Genomic DNA, 25,233 nt, shown 5'->3' with positions numbered 1-25,233 from the left:
TGCAGGATTCGAACCTGCGACCAATTGATTAAAAGTCAACTGCTCTACCAACTGAGCTAACGACCCGCCTGAACGGATGCATATCCTACGCTTACACCTTATTGATAGCAAGCGTTTTTTCGCTTTCATTCTACAATAATGAACCATTTGCGTACCTGCTAGCGTCACTCAATGCTGACAGGCACGCTTATTCACCTAACCGCTAACGACTGACCGCCAAGAACTTCAACGGGCTCGACAAGAGGCGTTTAGCGCGCCTTGCTTTTCGGTTTGCGCAGCGCCTGTACCGGCTTGCGCTTGTGCTTATCACGGTTCCAGCGGTTCTTCTCATCCGGCGTCAGAGCGGGCACTTTGCGGGTTTCCAAGTTAGCCAGCGTGGCTAAGTCATCCACCTCATCCTGGGTAAGCTCGACCCATTCGCCGGCTTTTGCCCGCTTATCGAGGAAGATATTGCCGTAGCGTACGCGCTTCAGACGACTCACCGTCAGCGCCTGGGACTCCCAAAGACGCCGCACTTCACGATTACGCCCTTCCAGAATCACCACGTGGAACCAGGTGTTGATACCCTCGCCACCAAACTCCTGCACATCGGTAAAGCGCGCCGGGCCATCTTCCAGCATCACGCCATCGACCATCGCCAGGATATGCTCGCGCTTTACTTCACCCATCACGCGCACCGCGTACTCACGCTCCACCTGGGTAGAGGGATGCATCAAGCGGTTGGCTAATTCGCCATCGGTAGTAAACAGCAGCAAACCGCTGGTGTTGATATCCAATCGGCCAATGGCAATCCACCGCTCGCCTTTCAGGCGCGGCAAGCGGTCAAATACCGTGCGGCGACCTTCCGGATCCTTACGGGTGCACAGCTCGCCTTCCGGTTTGTTGTACATAATCACCCGGCGAGGCACTTCTTCTTCCGGGCGCAGTGCCACCGGACGGTCATCAAAACTGACTTTGTCCCGCGCTTCCACGCGGTCGCCCAGCTTGGCCACCTGGCTATTCACTTTAACCCGGCCGGCGGAAATCGCCGTTTCCATCTCACGCCGCGAGCCAAGGCCTGCACGGGCCAAAACTTTTTGCAGCTTTTCGCTGGTGGGGGGCGTGGTGCTATTACTCTGACTCATGGTCGTCTGACCTCACATCGGTAGTCTGCGTGCTTTCGCGCTCGTCTTGTTGGCGCTTGGCACGTGCCGCGAGCCGAGCCTGTAGGTCGGCAAAGCTCAGCGGCTGGGTTAACGCCGTCTCGGCGTGGGTCTCGGCGAGTTCAGCCGAGCTTAACTCATCGTTCTGGGGAGGCGCATCCTGCACGGTTTCGTTCGTTTCGTCCAGTGCTTCATGCTCTAAACCGGGGTCATTTTGTTCCTGAATATCCGCATGCTTCGTCATTCCCGGCTCTTCAGGTAGTTCGTTCTCGTCCCAGCTCGCCAGCGTGTGCATGGGCGGCAGCGCATCGAGGGTCTTTAAGCCAAAATCATCCAAAAAGCTGCGCGTGGTGGCATAGACCGCCGGCCGACCGGGCACATCACGGTGACCAACCACACGAATCCAGCCACGCTCTGCAAGGGTGCGCATGATTGAGCTACTCACGCTGACCCCACGCACCTCTTCGATATCACCCCGCGTCACCGGCTGCCGGTAGGCGATTAACGCCAGAGTCTCCAGCAGCGCCCGGGAGTAGCGCTGAGGGCGCTCGTCCCACAACCGCGACACCCACTGGGAGAGCCGGGGGCGAATACGCAGCTGATAGCCCGAAACGGTCTCTAACAGCTCCAGCGCGCCCTCCGAATGGCGTTGCTGCAAACGCTCAAGGATGTCACGAAACTCCTTGCGTGTGGGGCATTCGCCCTCCAGAAAAAGCGTTTCCAAACGCTCAAGGGGCAGTGGTTCGCCAGCGGCGAGCAGGGCCGCTTCAATAATGTCATCTAACGCGGTGGCGGCGTCACTCATGACGTCTCCTCGCCAGGTTCAAAAGCGGACTCACCATAGGCATCGCCTTCTATTTCGCCCTCATCAAAAGCACTCTCCTCACCATCTGTCAGGGCAGCACGCCGTGCGCGCACGTGAATTGGTGACAGCGGGGCATTTTGGACAATTTCAATCATTGACTCTTTAGCGAGTTCTAAAATGGCCATAAAGGTGACCACCACGCCTGCACGCCCCTCTTCCAGCGTAAACAGCGCCTCAAAGGGGGTATAGCGCTGCTGGGCGTCGTCGAGACTTAGCTGCTCCATAATTTTGAGCATGCGCTCGCGGGTAGAGAGCACCTCTCGACTAATCTGGTGAGCTTGCACCAGTTCGGCACGCTTGAGCACATCGGAGAGCGCGCTGAGCAGCTCATCCAGCTCGACCTCAGGGTGAATCACCCGGGACTCCAACGGGGGTAAGCCCGCCTGCACACTGAACCAGTCACGCCCCATGCGCGGTAGCGTATCCAGCGTTTCCGCCGCTTCTTTTAGGCGTTCATACTCTTGTAGGCGACGGATAAGCTCGGCGCGGGGATCCTCTTCCTCCTCACCCTCTGCTTTAGGCGGGCGAGGCAGCAGCGTGCGCGACTTGATTTCCGCCAGCATGGCGGCCATTAGCAGATACTCCCCTGCCAGCTCGATCTCCATGGCTTTCATCAGCTCCACATACTCGATGTACTGGTGGGTGATGGTGGCCACGTTAATGGTCAGAATATCCAGGTTTTGGCGGCGAATCAGATAGAGCAGCAGATCCAGCGGGCCTTCAAAGGTCTCTAAAAAGACACGCAGTGCTTCCGGGGGAATATACAGATCCTCCGGCATTTGCGTAATCGGCTCATTAAACAGACGCCCAAACGACATCTGCACAGGCTCATTAGGCTGAGAATCAGATGTTTCTATGTCGACATTAATGCTTGGCGTCTCGCTCACGCGGGTCGGCTCTCTTGGGATGTTTGGAATCAGGCGACAGCCTGGCGGTGGCGTGTCAAATCGCCCTGCCCGGCCAGAATTCCATCAATAGACACATCTTCATCCAACGCGTCCCAATGAATTCCACGGGCACTCAATTCATAGCACGCCAATTGTTGGGCTGACGCTTTAAGAAGGCGCGGGTACCAAGCTAGCGGTACGCCTACCGTGCGACCATCGCTTAACTCAACCCAGAAATTATCCTCATCAAACGTAACTCGCTTAGGAGAAGTAGTCATGCCAAGCCCCCTCTAGTGTATCGCGGTGTTGAATAATCATTGTCGTAATAGTGCGTAGCGCCTTGGCATCAAAGCCATCATTTCTCGCCAACTGCACATCAGGCGAGAGCCAAAATTTAGCTTCAGCGCCCGCTTTAAATATATGGATGTGAGCAGGCTCTAAAGGATTACCTTCATTTGAATAGAAGAAGAACCTAAAACCCTGCAAGCGTAGCACCGTTGGCATCGTGTGCTCCTGCAGTTTACAGCCTAAATATTGAATAATAGATGGTTTATCGACACAAGGCACATGCTACCCCGCCTCCGCCGCTTTGCGGTAGCGGCCAGTATAGTCAAACAGCTTGTCACGGATTTGGAAATGGCGCCCTACTTTGCGACCCACTACAAAATCTGGGTGGCGCAGGCGGCGCTGCTCGGCAACGACCTCCTCGGCGCTTCGCGGCTGCCATTTACCTCCCGGTGCGCGCAGGTGGTAGCGAAGAAAAGCGGCGTAGAAGGCGCGCCGCTGGGCGGGGGTTTCCAGCGCAAACCACTCGGCCAGATGGGTGCCGTCCTCGTCGTGATAGGTGACTTTCAAGCGCGGCAGGCCGCGACCATTAGTTGTTGCTTCCAGCTGCATACCGCTGACCCGCAGTACCTTGGCGTCTTTCAGCTTTAAGGCGTCCTTGAGCTTATCATCCGCGTCCACCAGTAGTTTTTCGCAACCGTGGCAGCGGCGGGCGGCAATATCATTCTCGGCGCCGCACTCATCGCACACTTTAAACCGGAAACGGAAGTCACATTGATGGCGCCTCCCTTCTTCATCCTCAATCAATCCCTGACAGCGGCGGCCAAAGTGCTCAATTACCAGATCGCCGTCGCGCTTACCCCAGTAAAGGTTGGCATGGCCGCAGGCGGGGCACTCCACCTGCACCGGTTCGCTGTCGCTATCCGGCTTGGGCTCGCCCACTTCTGGAGCAAAAATATCCCAGGGGTTACCGGCATAGTCCAGAATCAGGCAGTCGCTCTTGCCCGGCGACAGGCGCAGCCCCCTGCCCACCATCTGCTGATAAAGGCTCACCGACTCAGTGGGCCGTAAAATAGCGATCAAATCCACGTGAGGAGCATCGAAACCGGTGGTCAGCACTGCGACGTTGACCAGATATTTTAACTCCCGCGCTTTAAAAGCATCGATCAGCGCCGTGCGCTCCTGGGAAGGTGTTGCACCGGTGATTAAAGCCGCCTCTGCCCGAGGCAAATAACCGATAATTTCTTCAGCGTGGGCCACGGTGGCGGCAAAAATCATCACGCCCTGGCGATCAAGCGCACGTTCGACGATTTGCCCGATAATGCCCGGCGTCGCTCGACTGCCCGCCACCACGCGATTAAGCTCTTCCTCTTGGAACAAACCGCTTGAAGAGGGTTTGAGCGCGGAGAAGTCATAGCCCTCAATCGCCATGTCCAGGCGTTTGGGCTCAGCGAGATAGCCCTGTTTCACCATCAGGCGTAGCGGTTGCTCAAACACGCAGTCGCGGAAAAAGCTCTCTTCACTGCCCCGCACCATACCGTGATGGTGGCGATAGTAGATAAACCCTTGCCCCAAGCGGTAAGGGGTCGCCGTTAAGCCAAGTATCTTCAGTTGTGGATTGTGCTGTCGCAAATGCTCAATCACCTGTCGATAGCTAGCATCTTCGTTGAGTGATACGCGATGGCTCTCGTCGATCACCAGCAGGGTAAAATTAGCGTCGTTAAAACTCTCCAGGTTACGCACCACCGACTGCACCGAGCCAAACACCACTTGGCGACTCGCCTCTTTACGCTTTAAACCAGCGCTAAAAATGTCCGCTTCAAGCCCGTAAGCCTGGTACTTGGCATGGTTCTGCTCCACCAGCTCGCGCACATGGGCCAGCACCAGCACCCGCCCACGGGCCAAGCGCGCTAGCTCAGCGATCACCAGGGATTTACCACTGCCCGTGGGCAGCACTACCAGCGCAGGCTCGCTTGAGGCTCGGAAATGGCCCACCACACGTTTGACCGCTTCCTGCTGATAAGGGCGAAGCTGGGGCGCTGATGAGGTGGCTAATGAGGAGCTAGGTATCGACAAGTTAATTAGCCCGCTATTGAACTATTACGACTTTCGTCGCGTCGTAGTAGTGATGGTTTAAATAATCCCTGAACTCGCACCGTCTATCAGCGAGAAGATAATAGTGAGGTGAGCCATGACAACCAACCATTTCAGCCCTGAATGCCCAGAGTGCGGTAGCCGCTTAAAACGCTTGCCCGCCACACGTCGTGATCAAGCCCATGTGTTCTGTATGGATTGCGGGCACGATTTTGGACGCTTCGAGTACCTCGTTGAGCGCTACCGGCTAGAGCTTGAAACGCTGGAGGCCAAACTAGGATTGCCGCCCGAAGGCGCTGATAAAACACCGGCTAGCGCTCCCCAGCGGCACTCTTAATAACTGTTGTGACGATGCGCGTAACTGTTAACGGCGGAAAGAGATCCGCCGTTAACATGGGCGCTACGCCCAACGCATTATCGGGAGTGTCACCGGAATCAGTTGAGCCACACCCTCGCGTTGCGGAATAGCCGTAGCCAAGCGCCATCTTCGGTCCACTCTGCCGGACGCCAGGAGTTGGTGACCGCCCGCGCAACGCGCTCAGGGTGGGGCATCATAATCGTCACTCGGCCATCCGGCGTGGTCAGACCGGTAATGCCCGCCGGTGAGCCGTTGGGATTTGCCGGGTAGCGCGTGGTCGCCTGACCGTAGTTATCGATGTAGCGCAGCGCGATTTGGCTGCTCGACTGCATGCTGCGCAGGTGAGCGCTATCGCGGAACGCCGCCTGCCCTTCGCCATGGGCCACGGCGATGGGCAACTGAGAGCCTTCCATACCGGCGAGCAAAATCGAGGGACTCTTTTCAACCCGCACCATCGAAACCCGCGCCTCAAACTGCTCGGATTCATTGCGCACAAAAGTCGGCCAGTTCTCAGCACCGGGAATCAGCGATTTCAACTGCGACAGCATCTGGCAGCCGTTACATACTCCCAGCGAGAAGCTGTCCTCACGGGCGAAGAAGGCCGCAAATTGCGCCCGTGCACGCTCGTTAAACAGCACCGACTTGGCCCAGCCACCGCCAGCGCCCAGCACGTCGCCATAGGAGAAGCCGCCACAGGCCACCAGGCCTTTAAACGCTTCCAGCGAAACGCGCCCCTCCAGGATGTCGCTCATATGCACATCCACGGCATCAAACCCAGCTTTATCAAAGGCCCAAGCCATTTCCACCTGGCCATTGACGCCCTGCTCACGCAGCACGGCCATGGCGGGCCTGGTGGTATTAATGAACGGCGCACTGATATCGTCATTAATATCAAAGGTGGGCGTTGCGGTGAGCCCTGGGTCGCGGCTATCGAGCAGATTGTCGTATTCGTTCTTAGCGCATTCGGGGTTGTCGCGCAGCGCCTGCATCCGGTAACTGGTTTCTGTCCAGGTACGTTGGGTAAGCTGGCGCGTGGTTTCCAGCAGCGGCTCTTCAAAGAGTGTAACGCGCACCTGGTCGTCGTAACGCGGGCGAGCAATGACGCCGCAGGTTTCGATACCCGCCACGGCAAACTGCGCCAGCACTTCTTCAGTGTGTTCCCGATTGACCTGAATCACGGCACCCAGCTCTTCCGAGAATAGCGCGTTCAACGCCTCCACTGGCTCGTCGATCATCCAGTCGAGCTTGATCTCAAGCCCGGCGTGGGCAGCAAAGGCCATTTCCAGCAGCGTGACCAGCAGGCCGCCATCGCTACGATCGTGATAGGCCAGCAGCTTGCCGTCGCGGTTCAGACCCTGAATGACTTCGAAGAACGCTTTGATGTCTTCCGGGTCATCCACATCGGGACAGTCGTTGCCCACTTGACCATACACCTGTGCCAAGGCGGAGCCGCCCAAGCGATTCTGACCACTACCCAGGTCGATCAAAATCAGATCCGACTCATCCTGATCCAGATTGATCTGCGGCGTTAGCGTCGCCAATGCATCCGTCACCGGGGCAAAGCCGGTGACTACCAGCGAGAGCGGTGAGGTGACGCTTTTGTCTTCGTGTTCGCCCTCCTCTTTCTCATCGACCCAGGAAGTGCGCATCGACATGGAGTCTTTGCCCACTGGGATGGCAATGCCTAGCGCCGGGCACATCTCCATACCCACCGCATACACAGCGTCATACAACGCCTGGTTTTCCCCTGGGTGGTCAGCCGCGCTCATCCAGTTAGCAGAGAGCTTGATATCGCTAAGCTTGGCAATCGGCGCTGCCGCTAGATTGGTAATCGCTTCGGCAACCGCCAAGCGGGCGCTGGCAGCAGGATTGATTAGCGCCACCGGGGGGCGCTCCCCCATGGCCATGGCTTCACCCGCGTGGGTATCAAAGCTGGCTGTGGTCACCGCCACATCGGCCACCGGCACCTGCCAAGGGCCCACCATTTGGTCGCGAGCCACTTGGCCGGTAATCGAGCGGTCACCAATGGTGATGAGGAAGCTTTTGGAGGCCACGGTGGGCAGACGCAGCACCCGATCCAGCGCTTCACGCAAGTCGAGGTTATCGAGCATTACCCCAGAAAGCTCCGGGTCGTGACGCTCGAATTCGCGCTGCATCTTGGGCGCTTTGCCAAACAGTACACTCATCGGCAAATCCACCGGCTTGCTGTCAAAGTGGCCATCGCGCACTTCAAGGTGGTGCGCTTCCAGCGCTTCACCGACGACCGCATAGGGGCAGCGCTCGCGCTTGCAGAGGGCATCAAAGGTGTCTAAATCTTCAGGCGCAACGGCGAGCACGTAGCGCTCTTGCGCTTCGTTACACCAAATTTCCAGCGGACTCATGCCCGGCTCGGCATTCGGCACCGCGCGCAGATCAAAACGGCCGCCGCGATTGCCATCTTTAACCAGCTCCGGCAGCGCGTTGGAGAGACCACCGGCGCCCACATCGTGGATAAAGCGAATCGGGTTGTGGTCGCCCAGCGCCCAGCAGCGGTCGATCACCTCTTGAGCACGGCGCTCAATTTCCGGGTTTTCACGCTGTACCGAGGCAAAATCCAGATCGGCGCTGGAGGTGCCGGATGACATGCTGGAGGCTGCCCCGCCGCCCAGGCCAATCAACATCGCCGGGCCGCCCATCACAATCAGCTTGCCGCCGACAGGGATATCGCCCTTCTGAACATGATGGGCGCGAATATTGCCGTAACCACCAGCAAGCATAATCGGCTTATGGAAGCCGCGCCGCTCGATGCCGCCCTCGTTAAGCGACTCCTGCTCGTAGGTGCGGAAGTAGCCGGTTAAATTGGGTCGACCAAACTCATTATTGAACGCAGCGCCACCGATGGGGCCATCGAGCATAATATTGAGCGCCGACTGCATGCGCTCGGGCTTGCCGTAATCGAAAGCCTCCCAGGGCTGCACGAACTCAGGGATGCGTAGATTGGAAACGGTATAGCCTGAAAGGCCCGCTTTAGGCTTGCCACCAATGCCGGTGGCACCTTCGTCACGGATTTCACCACCGGAGCCGGTCGCCGCACCTGGAAAAGGGGCGATCGCGGTGGGGTGGTTATGAGTCTCTACCTTCATCAGGATATGGATGGGCTCCTGATGAGTGGTGTAGAGCGCGCGCTCGTCGTCAGTGCCCGTCAAAGGCGTAGCAAAGAAGCGCCCAGCCTGGCTGCCCTTAATAACGGCGGCATTATCGCTGTAAGCCGAGAGGACATTGTCAGGCGAGGAGGCAAAGGTGTTCTTGATCATCTTAAACAGCGAGTGACTCTGCAGCTCGCCATCAATCACCCAATCGGCGTTGAAGATTTTGTGACGGCAGTGCTCAGAATTGGCCTGAGCAAACATCATCAGCTCAACGTCGCTGGGGTTACGCCCCAGCTCATTGAATGCATCGACAAGGTAGTCGATTTCATCTTCAGCCAGCGCCAACCCCAGCGCCTGATTGGCGGTTGCCAGCGCATCCCGACCACCCTCAAGAATATCCACACTGCCCAGTGGCGCCGGGTCGTGTTGGGCAAACAGCTTGGCGGCGTCCGAAGCATCGGCCAGCACAGTTTCGGTCATACGGTCGTGCAGCAGAGCCGCCAGCGCGTTCAACCCCTCTTCATCCGGCATAGTGGTAAAGCCGACCCGATAATCGATGCCGCGCTCAATGCGGCTAACTTGGCGCAAGCCACAGTTGTGGGCAATATCAGTGGCTTTTGACGACCAGGGCGATTGGGTGCCTAGGCGCGGCACCACCAAAAAACGCTGGGCACGCGCAGGAACCTCTTCGTTCGATTGGGAGCTATGGCTCGGCACGTAGTCCAATAGTTGCGCCAAACGTTCGCGGGCAGCGTCATCCAGCTCCTCGCGGTGGTCATGGGCGTGAACATCAATAAAATGAACATAGTGGGCAGACAGCGCCTCCACCTCGGGAACACGTTCACGCAGCACCGTTAACAGCCGAGCATGACGGAAGGCAGAAAGGGCGGGCGCGCCTCGCAGTTCGAGCATATCCTGAAGCCTCTAGAGCAGGGAAATTCGAGCAGGGAAATCACCGGGCCGCTATGCGGCCATGCTTTTATGGTGCCGAAAATTGCCTATGATACTGGAAACCACCCGCCACACGAAATCAACAAGGTGACAGCCTGCCCCTGGCTGGGTATCGTGGCAGCTTGTTTCATGCCGACAAGACGCCATGCTGACGTTGATTTGCCGACACTTTGTAGCCCGAGCCAGCGCTTATTATGCGCTGATAGCTATTACGCTTTTGACGCTGGTGCCGACGCTCTCCCTGATTCCCCCCGGCGAGCACCTGACGCAGATCACTGCAAAAGATTTTATTACCGTCCACACCCGTAATACCCCCACTACTTATTACGAGGGTCGCCAAGGCCCTACCGGCTTTGAGTATGAGCTGATGCACCGTTTTGCCGATTACCTTGGGGTGAGTCTTAACCTTAACGCCCGCCACCACCCAGAGAGTGTGCTGCCGGCGGTACGTGAGAGCGGTGACCTGGGCGCGGCAGCGCTACCGCTGCTACCCAACCCTTCCGGCATTTACTACACCCGACCGATTATTCAAATGCAGCCGCTGGTCGTCTACCGACGCGGCCTTAATGGCATCAGTGAGCCGGGCGATCTGGTCGGCCTGGAGCTTGGTACACTTAGCGAAGCGGGTACCAGCGAAGCGCTGCGCGACCTCCAGAATCGCTACCCCACCCTGAGCTGGAAAGAGTCTCACGAACTGGAAGTCGCCGAACTACTGGCCCGGGTTGAGAACGGCACCTTGGACGCAGCGGTTATTTTTGAGCATCAATTCCGTTTAAACCGGCTGTTTTTTCCTAACGTTGAACGCGGCTTTATCCTCGGCGACCCGCTCTCCATGGCGTGGGCGGTGCCCAGCGGTCGCGGCTTAGGGTTACTCGAGGACGCCAATCGCTTCCTCCAGGATCTGCAGGAGAGCGGCACGCTGGATCGGCTGGTAAGTCGCTATTTTGGCCATGACGACTACTTAGAGTATGTCGGCACCCGCACCTTTCTTGATCACTTGGACGCGCGCTTGCCCCGCTACAGAGACCTCTTTCAACAGTCTGCTCGGGAAACGGGGTTTGATTGGAAGTTACTCGCGGCCGTGGGCTACCAGGAGTCTCACTGGGATCCTGACGCCGTCTCGCCGACCGGGGTACGCGGTTTAATGATGCTGACCAATGACACTGCCGGTGAAATGGGCATCAGCGACCGTACCGATCCGGCTCAGAGCATTGATGGCGGTGCCCGCTATTTACGCAGCATCAAGGATCGCTTACCGGAAAGCATCACCGGCGATGACCGGCTGTTTATGGCGATGGCTGCTTACAACGTGGGCCTGGGGCATTTATACGACGCTCGCAAGATCACCGAAATGCGCGCTGGTAACCCCGACAGCTGGGTGGATGTACGCGCCGCACTCCCGCTCTTGCAACAGCGTGAATGGCATAGCCAAACGCGTCACGGCTACGCCCGGGGCGGGGAGCCGGTAATATACGTACGCAACATCCGTCGCTACTACGAAATGATTGAGTATGTTGAGCGTAGCCGTCAGCAGTTTTTCCAATTAGAACAAACGCCTGTCAACGATGATCCACTGCTATTGTTCGAGCTTGTGCCGCCGCTTAATTAATTATTTCTGGTTCAGCTGATCACGTCGCGCGGTGAAAAAACGCTTCAGCAATTTTTGCGAGGGTGCCGCTAATACACCGCCCGTCACCGCTACCTGATGATTGAACCACGGCTGCGCCAACAGGTTAGCTTTGGATTCGACCATGCCAGTTCGGGGTTCGGCGGCGCCATACACCAGCCGCGCCAGGCGTGCATGAATCATCGCCCCTGCGCACATCATGCACGGCTCTAAGGTGACAAACAGAGTGCAGCCTTCAAGGCGATAGTTACCCTGGTGCTGGCCCGCTGCGCGTAGAGCGCGAACTTCCGCGTGACCGCTAGGGTCGCAGCTGGCCACCGGCGCATTGCAGCCGACGCCAATGATCTCCCCCTGCGCATCGACGACCACAGCCCCCACGGGCACCTCGTCCGCCGCAGCAGCCAGATGGGCTTGGTCAAGCGCCCGGTGCATGTAAAATTCATCGCTGCGCATAAACGTAAACTCCGCTAAGGTAGCTAAACGATCGTATGAAAGGGCTGCCCTTGCCGTGGCAACTCACTTCCACCGACAGCCTCTTATAGAGACAGCCGCAAGGATACCGAGAATGACAGACGCGCTGAATAAACTGGTAGCGTTACTAGAGCTAGAGACACTGGAAGAGACGCTATATCGTGGCCAGAGTCAGGATCTAGGCTTTCCTCAACTCTATGGCGGCCAGGTGCTCGGTCAGGCGCTGGCAGCCGCCGCACGTACCGTGCCCAATGAACGCCGCCCCCACTCTCAACACGGCTATTTTCTGCGTCCCGGCGATCCCCACCGTCCCGTTGTCTATCAAGTGGATACTATTCGCGATGGTGGCAGCTTCACCACCCGCCGCGTCACTGCCATTCAAAAAGGCCGACCCATTTTCTTCTGCAGCGCCTCCTTTCAAAGCGAAGAAGCGAGCTTTAGTCATCAGCGCGCCATGCCCAATGTGCCAGCACCCGAAGCGCTAATTAAAAACGGCGAGGCCAAGCACGAGCGCTTCCCCGGCCACCCAATTGAGTTTGTGCATCTACCTGGCAACCCCGACAGCGGCACGCCAGCAGGCCAATGCCTATGGTTTCGTCTTTCCGGCACGCTGCCGGACGACCCGGCGCTACACCGCCACCTGCTCTCTTACGCCTCAGACTTCAATCTGCTGACCACCAGCCTGCTTCCCCATGGCATTGAGTACCGCGACCCCAAGCTGCGCATCGCCAGCCTTGACCATGCCCTGTGGCTCCACCAGGACACCCGTTTGGACGACTGGCTGCTATACGTTATCGACTCACCCTGGGCAGGCGGAGCCCGAGGGTTGGCACGGGGGCATATTTACAGCCGCGACGGCCGCCTAGTGGCCTCTACCGCTCAAGAGGGACTAACGCGCTATGCAAAAGAGTAACGGAACAGCCCGTAAAAACACTTACGCCCGCTAAGAAGCGGGCGTAAGGATAAGCCTGGGCGCAGCGATTCAGCCGCCGTAAACGTCGTTAATTGACTGCAGCGGGTAGTGCGCTGGGAATGGCTTACGCGCTACGCCAGAATCAACCGCGGCTTGCGCAACCGCCGAGGTAACCCGCGCCAGCAGGCGAATATCGACAGGCGTGGGGATGATGTACTCGCGACCAAAGCTCATCTCGGTGCGCTCGTAGGCGTCCAACACTTCCTGGGGCACCGGCTCACGGGCCAGATCTTTCAGCGCATGCACCGCAGCCAGCTTCATCTCTTCGTTAATGCGCGTGGCGCGAACATCCAAAGCGCCGCGGAAGATAAACGGGAAACCCAGCACGTTGTTGACCTGGTTGGGAAAGTCCGAACGGCCGGTCGCCATAATGACATCAGGGCGCGCTTCGCGAGCCACGTCAGGGTGAATTTCCGGATCTGGGTTAGTGCAGGCAAAAATCACCGGATCTGGCGCCATTTTCTTAACCTGCTCAGCAGAGAGCAGCCCCGGACCTGACAGGCCGATAAAGACGTCAGCGTTATCGATAGCATCATCTAAGGTACGCATCTCGGTATCGCGGGCGAATTCAGCTTTATACTCATTGATACCTTCGCGATCAGTATGAATAACGCCACGCCGATCCAGCATTACCAGATTTTCTTTACTTGCACCACAGGAGACCAGCAGGCGCATACAGGCAATCGCCGCCGCACCAGCGCCCATGCAAACAATCTTAACGTCTTCGATTTCTTTGCCAGCAATATCCAACGCATTAAGCATGCCAGCCGCCGTGACAATCGCGGTGCCGTGCTGGTCATCGTGAAATACCGGGATACTACAGCGCTCAATCAGCGCTTTCTCGATTTCAAAACACTCCGGCGCTTTGATATCTTCAAGATTGATGCCGCCCCAGGTATCGGCAATCCGCGCCACGGTATCGATAAACGCCTGGGGGCTCTCCGCATCGACTTCGATATCCACTGAGTTGATGCCAGCAAAGCACTTGAATAGCACGCCTTTGCCTTCCATCACCGGCTTGCTCGCCAGCGGGCCCAGATTACCCAGCCCCAGAATAGCGCTGCCATCGGTAATCACGGCGACCAGATTGCCCTTACCGGTATAGCGGTAGGCATTTTCCGCATCCCGGGCGATTTCAATCACTGGCTCAGCCACGCCCGGACTATACGCCAGTGCCAAATCCCTCGCCGTCGCGGTGGGTTTGGTCAACTCCACCGAAAGCTTACCGGGAATCGGTTTCGCGTGATAATCCAAAGCAGCCTGCTTATTTGCATCCGTCATGGTCAGAGTCCAGTTACATAAAGTAGATAAGTCGTTTCAGAATATAGAAAAAACCATAACGCCTCAAGCGCGCCGTCAACTTACAACAAAACGCTCGTTTAACTGAATTTTACCTTCATATTCGTCACTTTTAGCCACTATTTGCAGAAACTTATGCAAATAGGCTTTATCCATAACGCTTTACTTATTGCTGCATGGCAGCATTTGTGGAAATTTTTTCCATATAAACTCCATGTAGCAATATATATCCAGCATACAAAAAACCCACGCCGAGGCGTGGGTTTTGCGCGAGCTTCGCCTGTTCTGAACAGGCAGGCTGGCGATATGGCTATCCGACTGGGATTAGCCGCGCTTAACAGCAGCGCCGAAACGCTTGTTGAAGCGCTCTACGCGGCCACCAGTGGTCGCTTGCTTCTGCTTACCTGTGTAGAACGGGTGGCAGTTGGAGCACACATCCAAAGAGAAGTCCTGACCAGAGGTCGTACCTACCTGGAAAGTAGCGCCGCAAGAACAGTTGGCGGTGACCGTGTTGTAATTCGGGTGAATACCTTGTCTCATTTCGAGCCTCACTAAGCTGTATGCCGCCACCTGATCTCTTGCCAAGTACCGCATACGGGTTTGGAAAAAACGACTAACCGGTTAGCCGCTCTGTCGTTACGATGGTTCTTTGCAACAGATCTTAGCAATAGACCTTTACAATAGATCGATAAAGATCGTTAAGATTCAGAGCGGTCGCATATTCTAGCAAAACTAACGCCGGAGGCCAATTGGCTGACTCCTTTTCTTCACAGGCATCTTTTCAAGGATCTGCTCAAGCACCCGACCAGGTGCTTAAAGTAGCCCTACCCTCGCCGCTGCGCCGACTGTTCGACTACCTGCCATCCAGGAAAGTGCCCTCCTGCGGCTGGCAGCCGGGGCTGCGCGTGCGGGTGCCGTTTGGACGGCGCGAAGTGGTTGGCGTGGTGGTCGAACTGGCTGACAGCAGCGACCTGCCGCGCAGCCAACTCCGGGCGATTAGTGAAACGCTTGATGAGGCCCCACTGCCGGAAGATTGGCTATGGCTATGCCGCTTTGCCGCCCGTTACTACCAGCACAGCCTGGGCGACACCCTGCACCACGCCATGCCAGCACGGCTACGTCAAGGACATCCCATGGCGGGGCGCACCCAAACTCTATGGCTCGCCCAGGGCGAAGGCGCAGAAGAGATACTCAGCCGAGCCCCCAAACAAGCCGAGCTATATTCGCTGCTGCGCCAACACCCACACGGCCTACCCAGTCGTGCGGTTAACGCCCACGGCTTTGCCCGCGATCAGCTACTGGCGCTGGAGAAAAAAGGCCTGGCCACGAGTCAGGAACACATCCTCACTGCTCCAGCGCCCCCCAGCGGCAACTTGTTGGCAACACCGGCACTTCCCCTTAATCGCGAACAGGCCACGGCGCTGGCAGCGCTGCACGAAAAGCTCGATAGCTATCACCCCTGCTTGCTCGAAGGCGTCACCGGTAGCGGTAAAACCGAAGTCTATCTTCAACTAATTGAAGCCATTGCCGCCAAAGGCAAACAGTCGCTGGTACTGGTGCCGGAAATTGGCTTAACCCCCCAGACGCTCGCCCGCTTTAGAAACCGTTTTCGGGTGCCCGTGGTGGCGCTGCACTCAGGCCTCACCGACCCAGAGCGGCTAGATGTGTGGGAGGCCGCCGCCAGCGGTCGGGCGCTGATTATTATTGGCACCCGCTCGGCAATTTTTACCCCGCTGGCCAACCCCGGGGCGATTATTGTCGATGAGGAGCACGACGGCTCCTACAAGCAGCACGACGGCTTGCGCTACCACGCCCGGGATTTAGCGGTGGCCAGAGCTCACTACCATAAAATCCCACTGCTGATGGGCAGCGCCACGCCTTCGCTGGAGAGCCTGCATCAGGCGCTTAGCGGCGCCTATCGCCACCTGCGTCTGACCCAGCGCCCCAGCCAGCACCCACCGGCCAAGCTGGAACTGATCGACCTACGCCACCAGCGCCGCCAGGGGGGGCTGCTTCCTGGCGCCATCAAGGCTATTAAAAGCACCTTGAGCGCTGGTAAACAGGTACTGATTTTTATCAATCGGCGCGGTTTTGCACCAACGCTTGCCTGCCACGCCTGCGGCTGGATCGCCGATTGTAATCAGTGCGACGCGCGCATGACGCTACACCGCCAGCCTCCCTTACTGGCTTGCCACCACTGCGATAGCCGACGCGCCCTGCCGGATGCCTGCCCCGAGTGCGGCAGCGGCGACCTGCGCGCCCTGGGTAGCGGTACAGAACGTACCGAAGAGACACTGCAAACGCTGTTCCCCAAGACCACCATCTACCGCATCGACCGCGACAGCACGCGGCGGAAAGATAGCTTTGAGCAGGTGCTCAAAGAGATACACCGGGGTGAACCCTGCGTATTGGTCGGCACCCAAATGCTCGCCAAGGGCCACCACCTACCCCACGTTACGCTGGTGGTTGTGGTCAATGCCGATGGCGGCCTCTACGCTGCTGATTTTCGCGCCCTGGAACACAGCGCCCAACTGCTCGAACAGGTGGCGGGCCGGGCCGGTCGCGCCGCCCACCCAGGCCGCGTACTGGTGCAAACGCTACACCCCGACGACCCTCATTTGGGCCAACTGGCCGAGCATGGCTATGGGGCTCTGGCACGCAATATGCTGGAAGAGCGGCGCATCGCCCAACTGCCCCCGTTCTGTTTTATGGCGCTGCTGCGCATTGAAAGCCCTAAAGAGGAGGCCGCTTTAGCCATGGCGCAGCAGGCCGCACAGGCCCTGCGCCAGTGGTTAAAAGAGACCGACGTGGCAACACGCTGCCTGGGGCCGGTGCCCGCTCCAATGGAAAGACGCCAGAACCGCTACCATTTACACGTTATGCTGACAGCCCATAAACGCAGTCAACTACACCCTGCCGTTAGCTGGCTGGTGCAGTGGCTTGAAGCCAATCGCGAGGCGCGCAAGGTACGCTGGTCGATTGATATCGACCCACAAACCCTTGCTTAGCACTTGTTTAGCAACATGGCTTTGAAACTGCGGCTCAATTGCCGATAATAGCCGCTTTGCCGACGCACCTTTACTGCTGCACGTTAGCACACGCCGCCATAGACGTAACCGGATACCTACATGAAAGATACGATAGTTTCACTGCTCGAAGGCGCACTCACCGCGCTCAAGCACCAAGGCGTGCTGCCCAACGACCTTCAGCCCACCATCAAAGTGGATCCAACCAAAGACAAAGCCCACGGCGATTACGCCACCAATCTGGCGCTGATGCTGGCCAAACCGGCAGGCAAAAATCCGCGTGAACTAGCCAACGCACTGGTTGAAGCGCTACCAGAAAGCGACGCCATTCAAAAAACCGAAATTGCGGGCCCCGGCTTTATCAACTTTTTTGCCGCCGCTGATGCCGCGGCGCAAATCGTTGCCCAGGTGCTCGACTGTGGCGATACCTTTGGCCGCAGCATGGTGGGCAAAGGTGAGAAGGTGCAAGTCGAGTTCGTTTCCGCCAACCCCACCGGCCCGCTCCACGTAGGTCATGGCCGCGGCGCAGCCATTGGCGACTGCCTCTGCCGCTTGCTCGAAGCCACCGGCTTTGATGTCACCCGCGAGTTCTACTACAACGATGCAGGCGCCCAGATCGCCAACCTGGCTCGTTCGGTACAAGCGCGGGTCAAAGGCTTGGGCCCTGACGATGAGAGCTGGCCTGAAGATGGCTATCGCGGTGAATATATCGTCGATGTAGCCAACGACTACCTGGCTGGCAAAACAGTCAGTGCCGATGACCGCGAAGTCACCGCCAAAAAAGACCCGGATGATTTAGACGCCATCCAAGATTTTGCCGTAGCGTGGCTGCGTCGCGAACAGGATCTGGATCTAAAAGCCTTCGGCGTGGAGTTTGACGTCTATTTCCTAGAGTCGTCGCTCTACGAAGATGGCAAGGTGGACGCCACCGTTGAAAAGCTGGTGAACGCGGGCCACACCTATGAAGAAGATGGCGCCATGTGGCTACGCACCACCGACTTCGGCGATGACAAAGACCGCGTGATGCGCAAACAGGACGGTGGCTACACCTACTTCCTGCCCGATGTGGCCTACCACCTGGACAAGTGGCAGCGCGGTTTCAAAACCGTGATCAACGAACAGGGTGCCGACCACCACTCCACCGTCACCCGCGTACGCGCCGGCCTTCAGGCGCTGGAAGTCGGCATTCCCAAGGGCTGGCCCGACTACGTGCTCCACCAGATGGTCATGGTGACCCGCTCGGGCGTTGAGGTAAAACTCTCCAAGCGCGCGGGCAGCTATGTCACCGTCCGCGATTTGATCGACGAAGTCGGCCGCGACGCCACGCGCTTCTTCCTCGCCGCCCGCCGCGCCGACTCACAGCTCACCTTTGATATCGACCTGGCCCGCTCCCAGTCCAACGACAACCCGGTGTATTACATCCAGTACGCCCATGCCCGGGTGTGCAGCATGTTGCGCAAGGCGCAGGATGCGAACCAACCGTTTGATCACGCCTTGGCACTGGCCAACCTGGCACTGCTGGACAGCGACCAGGAGAAAGCCGTACTTAACCGGCTAGCGCGCTTCCCTGAAGTCGTGGAAACCGCTGCCAGAAACCGTGAACCCCAGCAGGTTGCTCAGTATCTGCTCGATCTTGCCGGCGATTTCCACACCTGCTACAACGCCGTCAAAGTCATGGTCGAGGACGACACCCTGCGCAACACGCGCCTGGCGTTGGGCCTAGCCACCCGTCAAGTGCTGCGCAACGGGCTTGATTTAATGGGGGTTAGCGCCCCAGAGGAGATGTAAGCAATGGCTAGCCCGCGCAAAAAGGCCGCCCCCCGCCGCGGTGCCACCTCCCAGCGCAAGTCCAACCGCAGCTCAGGCGGGGGCTTCCGCCTACCCGGCTGGCTGTGGGGTCTTGCCGGTATGGCGGCAGGCTTCTTTTTGGCTCAGCACCAGCACGGCACCGCCCCCTGGCAAGAGCAGCCGAGTGAAACGCCTCAGGCCACGGTGCTACCCAAGCCTTCGGGTAGTGAAGAGCGCGCCGCCGCCCGGGAAACCGAAGAAGCCGCCGAACCTTCGATGCCGACGTTTGAGTTTTATACCCTGCTGCCGGAAACCGAGGTCATTGCCCCCGGCGTCACTCTGCCGTCAAGCGTTGTACGCCCGGAGGCACCGGAACAAACAGCTGATAGCGATGCAGCCGCAGGCGACGACCCTATTGCTCAGGTCATTGCTGCCAATACCCGACCTGAAGATCAGGTATCGGCAGCCCGAGAGAATGAGGCAGCCACCAATACCCCTGGGCGCTATATGCTTCAGGCGGCTTCATTTCGAGAGGCAAGTGATGCCGAACAGCTGCGCGGCCGACTGCGCAATTTAAGCCTGTTGGCGGAAATCAGCGAAGTAAAGGCGGATGGCAACACCTGGCACCGGGTACAAGTGGGGCCTTACGAGGACACCCGCGAGTTGAACCGGGCTCAGGATTTAATGAACACCCAAGGAATTGAGCCGCTACTTATCCAGCTGCAAAACTAATAATCCCACTTTGAATACCCTGCGGGCGGTTGATTTTTTATCGGCCGCCCGCATTTTGTTGTGAACGCTTAAACAATGGTCGCTTATTGAGCGGCCTGCCAGTCATCGGGAGTTCGCCTCCCCCAAGGAGTTATCTCCATGACCACTATTGTCTCTGTTCGTCGTGGTAACCAGGTCGCCCTCGCTGGCGACGGTCAAGTATCACTGGGCAATACCGTAATGAAGGGCAACGCCAGCAAAGTTCGCCGCCTCTACCGCGGCAAGGTACTGGCCGGGTTTGCGGGCGGCACGGCGGATGCGTTCACCCTGTTTGAGCGCTTTGAAGCACAGCTGGAAAAGTACCAGGGCCATTTGACCAAGGCCGCTGTTGAGCTTGCCAAAGATTGGCGCACCGACCGGGCGCTACGCCGCCTGGAAGCGCTGCTGGCCGTCGCGGATCACAGCGCCTCGCTGATCATTACCGGTAACGGTGACGTAGTCGAACCTGAGCGCGGCATTATTGCCATTGGCTCTGGCGGCAACTTCGCCCAAGCCAGCGCCCGGGCGCTACTGGAAAATACCGAGCTGTCGGCGCGTGAAATCACCGAGAAGTCGCTTTCGATCGCTGGTGATATCTGTGTATTCACCAACCACCATGTGACCCTCGAAGAGCTGTCGATTGACGATCGCTAATCAGCTGACGCGATCCACAAACGCCGCTCATTGCACACTAAGGTTACTTATATGACTCAGATGACACCCCGCGAAATTGTTCACGCTCTAGACCAATACATTATTGGCCAGCAGGATGCCAAACGCGCCGTTGCAATCGCTCTGCGTAACCGCTGGCGCCGTATGCAGCTCGATGACGACCTGCGCCCAGAAGTCACGCCCAAAAATATTTTGATGATCGGCCCCACCGGTGTGGGTAAAACCGAGATTGCCCGCCGCCTGGCCAAACTGGCTAAAGCGCCGTTTATTAAAGTCGAAGCCACCAAGTTTACCGAAGTCGGCTATGTGGGCCGTGATGTTGAGTCGATTATTCGCGATCTCATGGAAGCGGCGATCAAGATGGTGCGCGAGCAGGCCAAAGAGGAAGTTAGCCACCGCGCCGAAGATGCTGCAGAAGACCGCGTACTGGATGCCCTGCTGCCGCCGCCACGGGGTCAGGAAGATAAGCCGCGAGAAGAGAGCGGCACCCGCCAGACCTTCCGCAAGAAGCTTCGCGAAGGACAGCTGGACGATAAAGAGATCGATATCGATATCGCCTCCCAGGGCCCAGGCATCGACATTATGACCCCACCGGGCATGGAAGAGATGACCAGCCAGCTGCAGAGCATGTTCTCCAACATGGGCCAGCAGAAGCGTGAACACAGGCGCGTTACGGTAAAAGAGGCGCTGGTACTGCTACGCGATGAAGAAGCAGGCAAGCTGGTCAACGAAGAGGAAATCAAATCCCGTGCGGTCTACTCGGTGGAGCAACACGGCATCGTATTCCTGGACGAGATCGATAAAGTCGCCAAGGGCAGCGGCCAGTCCAGTGGCGGCGAAGTTTCCCGCGAGGGCGTACAGCGTGATCTGCTGCCACTGATTGAAGGTTCTACCGTCTCGACTAAGTACGGCATGGTAAAGACCGATCACATCCTGTTTATCGCCTCCGGTGCCTTCCATCTGTCGCGCCCATCGGATCTTATTCCAGAGCTGCAGGGCCGTCTGCCGATCCGCGTTGAGCTTGACGCGCTAACGCCCAACGACTTCAAGCGTATTCTCACCGAGCCCTCTGCTTCGCTGACCAAGCAGTACCAAGCGCTGCTGGCCACCGAAGGGCTGGACGTTGAGTTTACTGCTGATGGCATTGAGCGTATCGCTCAGATCTCCTGGCAGGTCAACGAAGGCACCGAGAATATTGGCGCCCGCCGCCTGCACACGGTGATGGAGCGGCTATTAGAGGAGGCCTCTTTCAGGGGCGGCGATATGGACAGCCCGCTGGTGATTGACGGCGACTACGTCAATGCGCAGCTTGGCGAATTGGCCGTCGACGAAGATCTGTCGCGGTATATTTTGTAAGCTGCGTCGGCTGTTATTATCAGCATTGGTATAGTCAGTAGCAGCAAGCCCGCTCTTTGCGGGCTTGCTGTCATGATATTTAGCCATGGACACTTAGCCATGAGGTCTCATCATGAACGCCCCTACCCCCAACCGGGTTCACTACCATAAACAGGCCCGCGAGCTGGAGCTTGGCTACGCCAATGGGGAGAATTTTCGCCTCCCGGTGGAGTTGTTACGCGTCTACTCACCTTCTGCCGAAGTGCGTGGCCACGGCGGTGACTCCGCGGTACTGCAAGTGGGCAAAAAAGATGTCGGCCTGCAGAATATTACCCAGGCGGGTAACTATGCACTGAAGCTGCACTTCGATGATGGTCACGACAGCGGCCTGTTTAGCTGGAACTACCTCTATGACCTCGCCACCCATCAAGAGGCTTACTGGAACAACTACTTACAGCGCTTAAAAGAGGCCGGAGCCTCACGGGAGCCCGCCAGCATTCAATTCAAGCAACTGTGACTACCTGACTCAGGGCCCTTACAAGAAGCCAGGCAGACAAGCCTGGGTGGAGAAGGCTACAATGGGATTCACTTTTAATCGCGTCGGCTCCTAGGTCAAAAAAACGTAGGGTCGATTTGCCTCCGCCTCGAATTCGGGAGCTACTTGCCCAATGAGCCCCACAGAAAAACGCACCACTGACTTTGGTTTTCAGGAAGTCCCTGTTGAAGAAAAAGCCTCCCGCGTGGCCGATGTTTTCCACTCTGTGGCGGCCCGCTACGATGTGATGAACGACCTGATGTCCATGGGCATCCACCGGATATGGAAGCGCATGACCATCGAGCGCGCAGGCGTGCGCCCAGGCCACCACGTGCTGGATATCGCTGGCGGCACCGGAGATTTAACCCTCAAGTTTTCCCGCATGGTTGGCCCCCGGGGCAAAGTGGTACTCGCCGATATCAATGCCTCAATGCTCAAAGTAGGCCGCGACAAATTGATGGATAACGGTGTCGGCGGCAACGTCGAGTATGTGCAAGCCAACGCCGAAAGCCTGCCGTTCCCCGATAACAGCTTCGACTGCATCACCATCGCCTTTGGCCTGCGTAACGTCACCGACAAGGACGCCGCGCTGCGCTCCATGGCCCGGGTGCTCAAACCCGGTGGGCGCCTGCTAGTGCTGGAGTTCTCCAAGCCCAATAACCCGCTGCTCTCCAAGGCCTACGATGAGTACTCTTTCCGCCTGCTGCCCAAGATGGGCGAGCTAGTAGCGGGCGACGGCGACAGCTACCGCTACCTGGCGGAGTCGATTCGCATGCACCCGGATCAGGAAACGCTCAAAGCCATGATGGAAGAGGCCGGGCTTGAGCGGGTCGAGTACACCAACCTGACCGGCGGTATCGTGGCCCTGCACCGCGGCATTAAGCTATGACATTTTGTGCCCTGACGTTTCCTGCCAAGAGGTCAGCATGCTGGTAACTCCAACCCTGCTGCTGGCCGGTTGTGAACGCACGCTTAACGCTCTACTCGCCCGTGACCCTGCGGCTCCTGCACGGCTAGCGGCACTGGCGGGGAGCCGCCTACTGGTGCGCCTGGAACAGCCTTCTTTAGCGCTGGTCATTCACTACCATTACGCCGGGCTCGACCTGATGCGTGGTGATGACGTTGATGAAACCGACGTAGACGCAGTCGTGGAACTCACTCCGGAAACCTTTTCCGAGTGGATCAGCGGCGCATCCATTGAGCGCCTTATGTTTGATGGCAAGCTGGCGGTGCGCGGGCGTATCCATCTGCTTGAAGCCACTCGCGACCTGCTCTTCGACCTGGATATCGACTGGGAAAGCGAGCTGGCCCGCTGGCTGGGCGATATGCCCGCCCACTCCCTGGCCGAAGGGCTGCGCCGTGCTGCCCGCTGGGGGCTGCGCGCCAAAGACGAGCTGATGCAGGATGTGTCTGAATATGTCTTTGAAGAGGCCCGCCTGCTGCCAGGACGGCAGCAGCGTAGCCTGCTCCGCGAGCATCTGACCGAGTTAGAGGTGGCAACCGATCGTCTGGAAGCACGCCTAAACCGCTTACAGCGGCGCCTGGAACAGCGTCAGCCTACGCCACAGGAGACGCGTCCATGAGCCTGCGCCTGCTGCGGATAAGCTGGGTGATCAGCCGCCACCGACTGGACACGCTGCTACCCTTAGAGCGGCTGCCCTGGTGGCTCCGGGCGCTGCTATGGTTCTCTCCGCTCCGCTTGGTGCCCGTTGGCAAACGCTCACGGGGCGAACGTCTACGCCTGTCGCTGGAAGCGCTGGGGCCGATTTTTATTAAATTCGGCCAAATGCTCTCCACCCGCCGCGATCTGCTACCCGCAGATATCGCCGATGAGCTGAAACGCCTACAGGATCAGGTGCCGCCCTTTCCTGGCGAGCAAGCCGCCGCACGGGTCGAGAAAGCGCTGGAGATGTCGCTGGAAGAGGCTTTTGCTGAGTTTGACAGGGTGCCACTGGCCTCGGCATCAATTGCCCAAGTGCACGCGGCAAGACTGCACGGCGGTGAAGACGTGGTGGTGAAAATCATTCGCCCCGGCATTGACCGTGTCATGCGTCAGGATATGGCACTGATGTACCAAGTCGCCAAGCTATTCTACAAAATCCCCGAGGCGCGTCGCTTGCGCCCGGTAGAAGTGATTCGCGACTACGAAGCCACGCTGTTTGACGAGCTGGATCTCTACAAAGAGGCCGCCAACACCTCCCAGCTAAAGCGCAACTTCAAAGACTCACCGCTGCTGTTTGTACCCACCATCTACTGGCCCTTCACCCGCCGCCACGTGATGGTGCAAGAGCGCATTCGCGGTATTCCGGTCGCCGACTTAGATACTCTGATTGCCCGGGGCACCAACCTGAAAAAGCTCGCCGAACGGGGCGTTGAGCTATTTTTTACCCAGGTTTTCCGCGACAACTTCTTTCACGCGGATATGCACCCAGGCAATATCTTCGTCAACTGTGACAACCCCGAAGACCCCCAGTACATTGCCATCGACTGCGGCATTGTCGGCAGCCTGACCCGGGAAGACCAGGACTATCTGGCGCGCAACCTACTGGCGTTTTTCCACCAGGACTATTATGAAGTCGCTGCGCTGCACATTGAGTCCGGCTGGGTGGGTGAAAACACCCGCGCCAATGAGTTTGCGGCGGCGATTCGCACCGTCTGCGAGCCCATTTTAGAGAAACCGTTGAAAGATATCTCCTTTGGGCAGGTGCTATTAGGGCTATTCCAAACCGCACGACGCTTTAATATGGAAGTGCAGCCGCAGCTGGTACTGTTGCAAAAAACGCTGCTCAATATCGAAGGATTAGGGCGCCAGCTCTATCCCGATCTGGATCTCTGGAGCACCGCCAAGCCCTACTTAGAGCAGTGGATGAAAGAGCGTGCCGGGGTCAGCGGGTTATGGGAGTCGCTAAAGCGCCAGGCGCCAGAGCTTTCACGCCAGTTGCCCGAACTGCCCGTACTGGCTCACCAGGCGCTAAGCCGTATGGAGCATGAGCATCGCCAGCGCCATCAGCAGGTAGACGCCATCAGCGCCATGCGTGTGCAGATGG

At 58.0% G+C, this 25,233-nt stretch carries 22 protein-coding genes and 1 tRNA gene; 12 read left to right on the top strand and 11 right to left on the bottom strand.

Annotation, left to right across the window (positions count from 1 at the left end; translation table 11 throughout):
* From JI62_RS06500 to JI62_RS06470, 7 genes are all read right to left on the bottom strand, one after another.
* Positions 1–58: transfer RNA gene (locus tag JI62_RS06500), tRNA-Lys, on the bottom strand.
* 190 nt (positions 59–248) lie between these two features.
* Positions 249–1,124, bottom strand: coding sequence for a 23S rRNA pseudouridine(2605) synthase RluB (gene rluB / locus JI62_RS06495; protein ID WP_088699379.1), 876 nt, complete (start codon positions 1,122–1,124; stop codon positions 249–251).
* Positions 1,111–1,947, bottom strand: a complete 837-nt coding sequence (scpB, locus tag JI62_RS06490; RefSeq protein ID WP_088699378.1) for an SMC-Scp complex subunit ScpB — start codon at positions 1,945–1,947, stop codon at positions 1,111–1,113. The genes rluB and scpB overlap by 14 nt, the downstream gene beginning before the upstream one ends.
* The gene (locus JI62_RS06485; RefSeq protein WP_088699377.1) at positions 1,944–2,894 is read right to left on the bottom strand and encodes a segregation and condensation protein A; all 951 of its coding nucleotides are present in this window, start codon (positions 2,892–2,894) and stop codon (positions 1,944–1,946) included. Before JI62_RS06485 ends, scpB begins: the two co-directional genes overlap by 4 nt.
* 29 nt (positions 2,895–2,923) lie before the next feature.
* Positions 2,924–3,172, bottom strand: a complete 249-nt coding sequence (locus JI62_RS06480; RefSeq protein ID WP_035585489.1) for a DUF2442 domain-containing protein — start codon at positions 3,170–3,172, stop codon at positions 2,924–2,926.
* Positions 3,156–3,398, bottom strand: coding sequence for a DUF4160 domain-containing protein (locus JI62_RS06475; protein WP_035585491.1), 243 nt, complete (start codon positions 3,396–3,398; stop codon positions 3,156–3,158). The genes JI62_RS06480 and JI62_RS06475 overlap by 17 nt, the downstream gene beginning before the upstream one ends.
* A 66-nt stretch (positions 3,399–3,464) precedes the next feature.
* Entirely contained in the window at positions 3,465–5,255 is a 1,791-nt protein-coding gene (locus JI62_RS06470; RefSeq protein ID WP_088699376.1) for a DEAD/DEAH box helicase, read from the bottom strand.
* Positions 5,256–5,370: 115 nt separating this feature from the next.
* Here JI62_RS06470 and JI62_RS06465 point away from each other — a divergent pair, with 115 nt between their 5' ends.
* The gene (locus JI62_RS06465) at positions 5,371–5,610 is read left to right on the top strand and encodes a hypothetical protein (RefSeq protein WP_088699375.1); all 240 of its coding nucleotides are present in this window, start codon (positions 5,371–5,373) and stop codon (positions 5,608–5,610) included.
* A 98-nt stretch (positions 5,611–5,708) separates the two neighbouring features.
* On the opposite strand, the gene purL is transcribed toward JI62_RS06465, so the two are convergent.
* Positions 5,709–9,671 carry a phosphoribosylformylglycinamidine synthase gene (gene purL, locus JI62_RS06460; RefSeq protein ID WP_088699374.1) on the bottom strand — a complete coding sequence of 1,321 codons (3,963 nt, stop codon included), beginning with the start codon at positions 9,669–9,671 and terminating at the stop codon, positions 5,709–5,711.
* Positions 9,672–9,855: 184 nt separating this feature from the next.
* On the opposite strand from purL, the gene mltF reads away from it, so the two are divergent.
* On the top strand, positions 9,856–11,319 hold the full coding sequence (mltF, locus tag JI62_RS06455; RefSeq protein ID WP_088699373.1) for a membrane-bound lytic murein transglycosylase MltF: 1,464 nt from the start codon (positions 9,856–9,858) through the stop codon (positions 11,317–11,319).
* Here mltF and tadA read toward each other — a convergent pair whose 3' ends face one another.
* Entirely contained in the window at positions 11,320–11,790 is a 471-nt protein-coding gene (gene tadA, locus JI62_RS06450; protein ID WP_088699372.1) for a tRNA adenosine(34) deaminase TadA, read from the bottom strand.
* A gap of 112 nt (positions 11,791–11,902) precedes the next feature.
* Between tadA and JI62_RS06445 the strand changes: the two genes are divergently transcribed.
* Positions 11,903–12,721, top strand: coding sequence for an acyl-CoA thioesterase (locus JI62_RS06445; RefSeq protein WP_088699371.1), 819 nt, complete (start codon positions 11,903–11,905; stop codon positions 12,719–12,721).
* Positions 12,722–12,790: 69 nt separating this feature from the next.
* Here JI62_RS06445 and JI62_RS06440 read toward each other — a convergent pair whose 3' ends face one another.
* Together JI62_RS06440 and rpmE are read right to left on the bottom strand one after the other, a co-directional pair.
* Complete coding sequence (locus JI62_RS06440) at positions 12,791–14,062, bottom strand: malic enzyme-like NAD(P)-binding protein (RefSeq protein ID WP_088699370.1); 1,272 nt, start codon at positions 14,060–14,062, stop codon at positions 12,791–12,793.
* Between the two features lie 342 nt (positions 14,063–14,404).
* The gene (gene rpmE, locus JI62_RS06435) at positions 14,405–14,620 is read right to left on the bottom strand and encodes a 50S ribosomal protein L31 (protein WP_064234439.1); all 216 of its coding nucleotides are present in this window, start codon (positions 14,618–14,620) and stop codon (positions 14,405–14,407) included.
* A 209-nt stretch (positions 14,621–14,829) separates the two neighbouring features.
* Between rpmE and JI62_RS06430 the strand changes: the two genes are divergently transcribed.
* The 9 genes from JI62_RS06430 to ubiB all read left to right on the top strand — a co-directional run.
* A complete protein-coding gene (locus JI62_RS06430; RefSeq protein ID WP_088699369.1) occupies positions 14,830–17,088 on the top strand; it encodes a primosomal protein N' in 2,259 nt (752 codons plus the stop codon).
* 120 nt (positions 17,089–17,208) lie between these two features.
* Positions 17,209–18,894: an arginine--tRNA ligase gene (gene argS / locus JI62_RS06425; protein ID WP_088699368.1), complete on the top strand. Its 1,686-nt coding sequence runs from the start codon at positions 17,209–17,211 to the stop codon at positions 18,892–18,894.
* Between the two features lie 3 nt (positions 18,895–18,897).
* Positions 18,898–19,626, top strand: coding sequence for an SPOR domain-containing protein (locus tag JI62_RS06420; protein ID WP_088699367.1), 729 nt, complete (start codon positions 18,898–18,900; stop codon positions 19,624–19,626).
* A 138-nt stretch (positions 19,627–19,764) separates the two neighbouring features.
* On the top strand, positions 19,765–20,298 hold the full coding sequence (gene hslV, locus JI62_RS06415) for an ATP-dependent protease subunit HslV (RefSeq protein ID WP_007113850.1): 534 nt from the start codon (positions 19,765–19,767) through the stop codon (positions 20,296–20,298).
* A 51-nt stretch (positions 20,299–20,349) separates the two neighbouring features.
* Positions 20,350–21,672: an ATP-dependent protease ATPase subunit HslU gene (gene hslU, locus JI62_RS06410; protein ID WP_088699366.1), complete on the top strand. Its 1,323-nt coding sequence runs from the start codon at positions 20,350–20,352 to the stop codon at positions 21,670–21,672.
* A gap of 112 nt (positions 21,673–21,784) precedes the next feature.
* Positions 21,785–22,168, top strand: coding sequence for a gamma-butyrobetaine hydroxylase-like domain-containing protein (locus JI62_RS06405; protein WP_088699365.1), 384 nt, complete (start codon positions 21,785–21,787; stop codon positions 22,166–22,168).
* Positions 22,169–22,319: 151 nt separating this feature from the next.
* Positions 22,320–23,075 (top strand): bifunctional demethylmenaquinone methyltransferase/2-methoxy-6-polyprenyl-1,4-benzoquinol methylase UbiE, encoded by a 756-nt coding sequence (gene ubiE / locus JI62_RS06400; RefSeq protein ID WP_088699364.1) that lies wholly within the window; start codon positions 22,320–22,322, stop codon positions 23,073–23,075.
* A 37-nt stretch (positions 23,076–23,112) separates the two neighbouring features.
* Positions 23,113–23,769 (top strand): ubiquinone biosynthesis accessory factor UbiJ, encoded by a 657-nt coding sequence (locus JI62_RS06395; RefSeq protein WP_088699363.1) that lies wholly within the window; start codon positions 23,113–23,115, stop codon positions 23,767–23,769.
* Positions 23,766–25,233 (top strand): ubiquinone biosynthesis regulatory protein kinase UbiB (ubiB, locus tag JI62_RS06390; RefSeq protein ID WP_088699362.1); only part of this gene is annotated, 1,468 nt, incomplete at its 3' end. The genes JI62_RS06395 and ubiB, both read left to right, overlap by 4 nt.

The sequence above is a fragment of the Halomonas campaniensis genome (assembly GCF_002211105.1).
In the GTDB taxonomy this organism is placed as follows: Bacteria; Pseudomonadota; Gammaproteobacteria; order Pseudomonadales; family Halomonadaceae; genus Vreelandella; species Vreelandella campaniensis_A.
Note: the sequence above shows the minus strand (reverse complement) of the source record. Positions and strands in the feature narration are given on the sequence as shown.